Origin of the sequence: Paraburkholderia sp. UYCP14C, from assembly GCF_004197395.1 — a bacterium.
Lineage (GTDB): Bacteria > Pseudomonadota > Gammaproteobacteria > Burkholderiales > Burkholderiaceae > Paraburkholderia.
In genome coordinates, this window is record NZ_SELS01000268.1 from 1 (window position 1) to 1,172 (window position 1,172).

The window sequence follows — 1,172 nt, forward strand, 5'->3', positions numbered from 1 at the left end:
ACTTCTCAAATTCGGTTGCTCCCTCGTCTGCTGGAACATCTTCAGACGGACGGAGCAGCCTTTTTGAATCCATCTCTAAGGGCGGCAGTGATCGCGATGCTGGTAGCCGCTAGATTCATGCCAACTCCGGTTTTTCGCCAATACCCACAATTTGGCGGCCTTTAGTTAATTCTTTTTTGTGGCCAAGTCGAGAAACTCTCAATTATTTGGCATAGATGCGACAAACCTCACGACAAAGGAATCCTGATGCAGCCCACGTTACGCATGAATCGGAACTTTGTCGGGGCCCTGCTGGCCCTTGCTTTGCCATGGGGTACAGCGGTCATTCGCGTGCTTATTGGCGTCCGCGGCAGCCTCCGCTTTCGAGTCGTCATGTATGTGATCCACACGCCTTCAACTCGATGCTGCTCTCAGCGCTGTTCGAGCGGTATCAACGCGATGGCAATCAGAAGGCGCTCGCCAGGCTGAAGCGGATCTCGCCCGTCGCCTGGCAGCACATTCACTTCCTCGGTCACTACACCTTCCGGGGTAATGCGAATCCAAACGATCTTGGCGTCCTGCTGGCCGGCCTCGAAGTTCTCTAACGCATTGAATCTAAAGCATTCCAAAAAATTATTGGGGTTTGGGCGTGGAACCCCATATAGACGCTCTTAGACTGGCTTGTGAGCCCTGAGGCCCATTCCGCAAAGCATACGCCGTCCGGAACGGGGCGGTCTGCGGCGACCATCGCTGTCTACTCGCCGGGATGTTCGATCGTCGATCAATGGGTGGCAGCGATGAGCCGCCAACGGATTCTGCCTTGCGCCTGAGTATGCTGATGCTGATTTTGCGGAGGAAGTGGGTGTCCGTGGGTCGATGCGGCATTCATCCCGCAGCCCTCACAGGGATAGGTTCCCGAATGGGGCTGACCCGGCTCCGAAACGGTATCGAAGGCCGCGCGGGTGCTGTGGATCGCGCCCATCAGGCCGGCTTGGACAAAACGAGTCAACGCAAGTGTTGATTGCCTACGCGGAGATCTCGGCCTCGTTGGAGTAACCAGAGATGAACGGCTTGCGCATGCTGGTCTGCGGGTCGAAGACGTGCCGCGAAATCCGTCCGATGTTCCCGCCGTAGACGTGAACGCTGATTGAGACGCGATCATCATACGTGTTGGACACTCTGTGGATGTCGCC

1 protein-coding gene and 1 pseudogene are annotated in these 1,172 nt (G+C 56.4%); one reads left to right on the plus strand and one right to left on the minus strand.

Annotated features, from left to right (window positions below):
• Window positions 1–401 precede the first annotated feature (401 nt).
• Complete coding sequence (locus tag EVC45_RS46040; RefSeq protein WP_168991684.1) at window positions 402–584, plus strand: Tn3 family transposase; 183 nt, start codon at window positions 402–404, stop codon at window positions 582–584.
• A 420-nt stretch (window positions 585–1,004) separates the two neighbouring features.
• On the opposite strand, the pseudogene EVC45_RS47530 reads toward EVC45_RS46040, so the two are convergent.
• Window positions 1,005–1,172 (minus strand): annotated as a pseudogene (locus tag EVC45_RS47530) (cysteine dioxygenase); the annotation flags it as partial.

What these genes read in the sequence shown, in the direction of transcription:
- EVC45_RS46040 (WP_168991684.1), top strand. Translation starts at nt 402, where the DNA reads ATGCTGCTCTCAGCGCTGTTCGAGCGGTATCAACGCGATGGCAATCAG.